Consider the following 4400-nt stretch of genomic DNA (forward strand, 5'->3'; position numbering starts at 1 on the left):
ACTCGGAGAAGGACTTGTCGGCCAACTTCGCCAGCGGCGGCCGTGGCCGTGACCAGATCTTCGGGGGCAGCGGCGACGATCACCTGAACGGCGAGGCCGGCGACGACCTCCTGCAAGGCAATGCCGGCGACGACATCCTCAGCGGCGGCTCGGGCAGGGACAGTCTGCGCGGCGACATGGGCGACGACCGGATGACCGGAGGAACCAGAGGCGACACGTTCTCCCATTTGTTCTACTTCGATGATCCCGTGAACCCGGGAGCAGGGCCGCCTGGCCAGGACGTCATCACCGACTTCACCCGTGGCGAGGACAAGCTGGTGATCGGCGTAGTGATCGCGATAGCGCCACCGCCGGATCATCGCCCGGTGACGTGGCGGCTCAACGACTTCGAGGCATTCGACACCAACCGTAACGGCATCCTGGACGATCGCGACAGGCATGTTGACGTGACGAGCGTCTCGCTCGATGGCGTGCGCAAGCTGTCCACCGTCATCCACACGAGCGAGATACTCGATTCCGTCGCCGTGGGTGCCGGCGCCGGCGCCTGGGACTGGGGCAAGGCCTCGGTGACGCTGCATGGGGTGACCGGGATGACCGCAGCCGACCTGATCCTGCCCGGCCCCACGGTGGTCGAGTAGCAGGGCTGCAGTTGGAACGGCTCCGCCACCGGCCGCACGGCCGATGCCAACCGCGGGGAGCTAGCGCAGGTCGACGCTGACCGGCGTGCCCAGCATGTCGAACGGCAGCGGCTCGTCCGGCCGGATCACGACCGGCACGGCTCCGTCGCTGCGCACCCGGCCGCGCCCGCCCGCCAGATCGTCCAGCGGCGCCTTCAGCTCGACCCGCTCGATCTGGCCCGTGCGTGGTGCTGCCTCGCCCGGCAGGTCGATGCGCACCGGCAGGCCGGGCGCCAGCTCCCTGGCCTGCTCCAGCGGCAGCATCGCTGTGACCTTGAGCGGCTCCTCGGCAGAGATCAGCAGGGCGGCGGTCGCCCCCGCACCGATGCCCGCGCCATCCGCCACCTTCCATTCGCCGAGTGTGCAGATGCAGGGCGAGCGCAGCTCGTACTCGGCGAGGTCGACCGCCCCGATCACCCGGGCGATCGGCGTGCCGACCTCGACGATCTCGCCGATTGGGAAGCGCTCCAGCCGGCCGGCTACCGGCGCGTTCAGCCGGTAGACCGGTGCCTCGATCCGGGCATCGGTCACCTGGATTCGGTAGAAGCGCTGGTAGGCGCTCCAGCCGAGCATCGCCACCAGTGCCAGCCCGGCCAGGCCCATGATCGCCCAGCCCAGCAGCGTGCGCCCCTTGCCGGCGCCCCCCGCCTGGGCTGGCTGGCGCGGCGGCTGGAAGGATTCTCGGCCGAGCGCCACCAGCACGTCGCCGGGCGAGGCGATCTCGCCGGTCAGGTAGCGGTCGACGATCTGCCGGAACAGGCTGATCTGGCCCTTGGTCATGCCGGTGAAGCGGCAGCCGAAACGCGGCCGGTCCGGGAGGCGGTAGATCAGCTCCGCCTCCAGATGCATGGTCAGCTCGAAGTCCTCGAACGGCAGCTCCAGGGTGACCGGGAAGACCTCGCCTTCGCGCAGCTTGGGCGGCTCGGAATCGATCCCCAGCCCGCCCAGCGACCAGTCGTCGACCTGGTACCATTCCCCGGCGATCTCCGCGCGGATCGGGATCTTCAGCCGGACATGCTGGCGATGGATCTCCGCCTCGTGGACCACCCCTGCTTCATTCATGCCCTGGTTCGACATTCAACGTCCTTCGAGCGGCAACGGCAGGACCCCGGTCCAGAGCGCGAGCACGGCGACGAGCGCCAGGACGCCCAGGAGCTGGCAGTAGACGGCACCCGCCTCGATCAGGACGGCCCGCCAGCCGGTGGCGACCGCGCGGCTGGCGATGTTCTGGCGGGTCCAGCGCTGCCTGTCCAACCGGAACAGGGCGCGGCCCTTGACCAGGGCCAGCGCCACCTGGTCGTACCAGAGCAGGAGCGGCCAGCTTCCCTCCACCCGGTTGCGGGTGGTGAGCAGGAGCAGGGTCTGTAGGGAGCGGGTGAACATCACCCAGAGCAGGTAGAACAAGAGCGCCCAGGGCGTGTGGGTGAAGGTCAGGAGCAGCGCCACGATCGGGCCGACGAGCGGCGTCCAGATCGAGATGCGCTGGTCGAGCAGCGTCCACCACAAAAACGGGCCGACCCGGGCCGGCCCCAGCGCCAGCGCCCGGGCCCCGGAGCGCAGCATGTTGCCCGACCAGCGCAGCACGAGCTTGCGCGAGGCGCGGACGAAGCCGCCGGGCGGGGGATGCTCGATCGTGGCGACCTGGACGTCCGGCACGTAGAGCATCCGCCGCCCGGTGCGCAGCAGGTGGAACCAGGTCGACTTGTCCTCGCCGGTCAGGAACTGGATGCGGCCGAGCCGCCAGTGGTCCATCCCGTCATTCTCGACTGCGGCGATGAAGTTCGGCTCGATCGCGATTTCAGCCGGGAACAGGGAGAAACGCCCGGTCATCGCCAGCACCCGGCCGGACAGGGACAGGGAGCTCATGGTCTGGTGGCGCCGGGCGAAGCGCAGCCGGTGCCAGGAGGAGAAGGGAAAGCGCTCGCCGACCGTGAACGGCTTCTCGTCGGTGGTGATCCCGCCGAGTGCCGGGTCGAGGGCGAAGAACGGCACGGTCCGGGCCAGCGTGCCGGGCGGCAGCACCGTGTCGCCGTCCATGACCCCCACCACCGCACCTGCGGACGGTACCCGCCGCGACACTCCGCGGAGGGCGATCCCGAGGGCCCGCCGCTTGCCCTCGCCGCTGACCCGGACCACCAGGAGCCGCACCCGATCCGGCAGGCCGGACAGGTCGAACAGGCGCTGGATGGCGATCTCGTCGGCCCGCTCGACGATGGAGGCGACCAGGGTCACCTGGCCGTTCCAGGCAGCCGCCTCCGCGATCACGGAGCGCCAGCAGGCAAGCGTCGTGTCCAGCTCGATCCGGTAGCTGGTCACGATCAGGAATAACTCGTTGCCGCCGGCCTCCGGCCGCGCCGCCAGGGCATCGGCTTGGGCCCGCAAGTCGGGGAACACCAGCCGGCGCCAGACGAGGCCGCGGACCACGTGGACCAGGCCCCAGCCATAGCGCCACACGCCGATCCCGCCGGTCAGGAACAGGATCTCGTGTCCGATTGCGCGCACGGCACTCTCCGGCACGAGCAGGACGGCGATCGCGACCAGGAGAAAATGGGCCAGCAGGATCATGGCACCCTGCGAGCAACCGGGCCACCAGGCACCAGGAGTGGCTTGCCCGGACCGCCTGTCCTGCCCGCCAAGATCTCCCCCATGCCTTGCCGCCGTCCTTTCCGTGAGGCGGGCCAGGAACGCCATGTCCCCCCGGCTCCTCGACGCCTGTCTAATGAGCGCGGCATGGCGGTGGAAGGCAGAAGCGGCGGTGCCGCGCGGTTCTCGTCATGGCTGTGGCCCGCATGCGGATGACGAACGCGCAGCATCCCGGCCGGGAAGCTTACGGGGCCGTGAGCGGCACATCACTTGAGCTTCGTGATCGTCACTCCTACTTTGGTCGCCGGTAGAACATTTTGAGCAGGCAGGCCGGCGATGGCGAAGAACGAACGGATCCTCATCGTCGACGACGACACCGCCCTGCGCCGCGAGCTGGCCGAGCAGCTCACCATGCACGAGGGCTTCCGGGTCCAGGAAGCCGGCAGCGGCAAGGAAGCGCTGGGCCTCGTCAAGAGCGAGGAGTTCGACCTCGTGATCCTGGACGTGGGCCTGCCGGACACGGACGGCCGCGACCTGTGCAAGCTCCTGCGCAAGAACGGGGTGAAGGCCCCGGTCATCATGCTGACCGGCCGCGACGGCGATGCCGACGAGGTGCTGGCGCTGGAAAGCGGCGCCAACGACTACGTGACCAAGCCGTTCCGGATGTGGGTGCTGATGGCGCGGATCCGCGCCCATCTGCGTCAGCACGAGCTGTCCGACGACGCAGTCTTCCAGATCGGTCCCTATGCCTTCAAGCCCGCGGCCAAGATGCTGACCCAGGGCCAGAAGCGCATCCACCTGACCGAGAAGGAAACCGCGATCCTTAAGTATCTCTACCGGATCGGCGACCGGCCGGTCGCGCGCGAGGTGCTGCTGGACGAGGTCTGGGGCTACAATACCGGTGTCACCACCCACACGCTCGAGACCCACATCTACCGGCTCCGCCAGAAGGTCGAGCCCAATCCGGGCCAGGTGTCCCTGATCGTCACAGAGGCTGGCGGATACCGGCTGGCACGCTGAACTCTGATCGACCCGCATTTCGGCTTCTGGCTGCCGATCCCGTCGCCAATGGTTGTATAGTGCCTGCTGACCTTCAGGTCAGGAGGCAGGCATGGCACTGTTCATCGGGACCACAGGCGA

General features: G+C 68.9%; 3 protein-coding genes and 1 pseudogene. 2 read left to right on the plus strand and 2 right to left on the minus strand.

What is annotated here, in order from left to right:
* Window positions 1-638: pseudogene (locus EQG76_RS03800) on the plus strand (hypothetical protein); the annotation flags it as partial.
* Window positions 639-698: 60 nt separating this feature from the next.
* Here EQG76_RS03800 and EQG76_RS03805 read toward each other — a convergent pair.
* Together EQG76_RS03805 and EQG76_RS03810 are read right to left on the minus strand one after the other, a co-directional pair.
* Entirely contained in the window at window positions 699-1739 is a 1041-nt protein-coding gene (locus EQG76_RS03805; protein WP_159710749.1) for a PilZ domain-containing protein, read from the minus strand.
* A gap of 15 nt (window positions 1740-1754) precedes the next feature.
* Window positions 1755-3242 (minus strand): glycosyltransferase, encoded by a 1488-nt coding sequence (locus EQG76_RS03810; RefSeq protein ID WP_159710751.1) that lies wholly within the window; start codon window positions 3240-3242, stop codon window positions 1755-1757.
* 354 nt (window positions 3243-3596) lie between these two features.
* Here EQG76_RS03810 and EQG76_RS03815 point away from each other — a divergent pair, with 354 nt between their 5' ends.
* Window positions 3597-4280 carry a response regulator transcription factor gene (locus EQG76_RS03815; RefSeq protein ID WP_159710753.1) on the plus strand — a complete coding sequence of 228 codons (684 nt, stop codon included), beginning with the start codon at window positions 3597-3599 and terminating at the stop codon, window positions 4278-4280.
* Window positions 4281-4400 lie beyond the last annotated feature (120 nt).

It is taken from the genome of Geminicoccus flavidas (assembly GCF_009806515.1).
Taxonomy (GTDB): Bacteria; Pseudomonadota; Alphaproteobacteria; order Geminicoccales; family Geminicoccaceae; genus Geminicoccus; species Geminicoccus flavidus.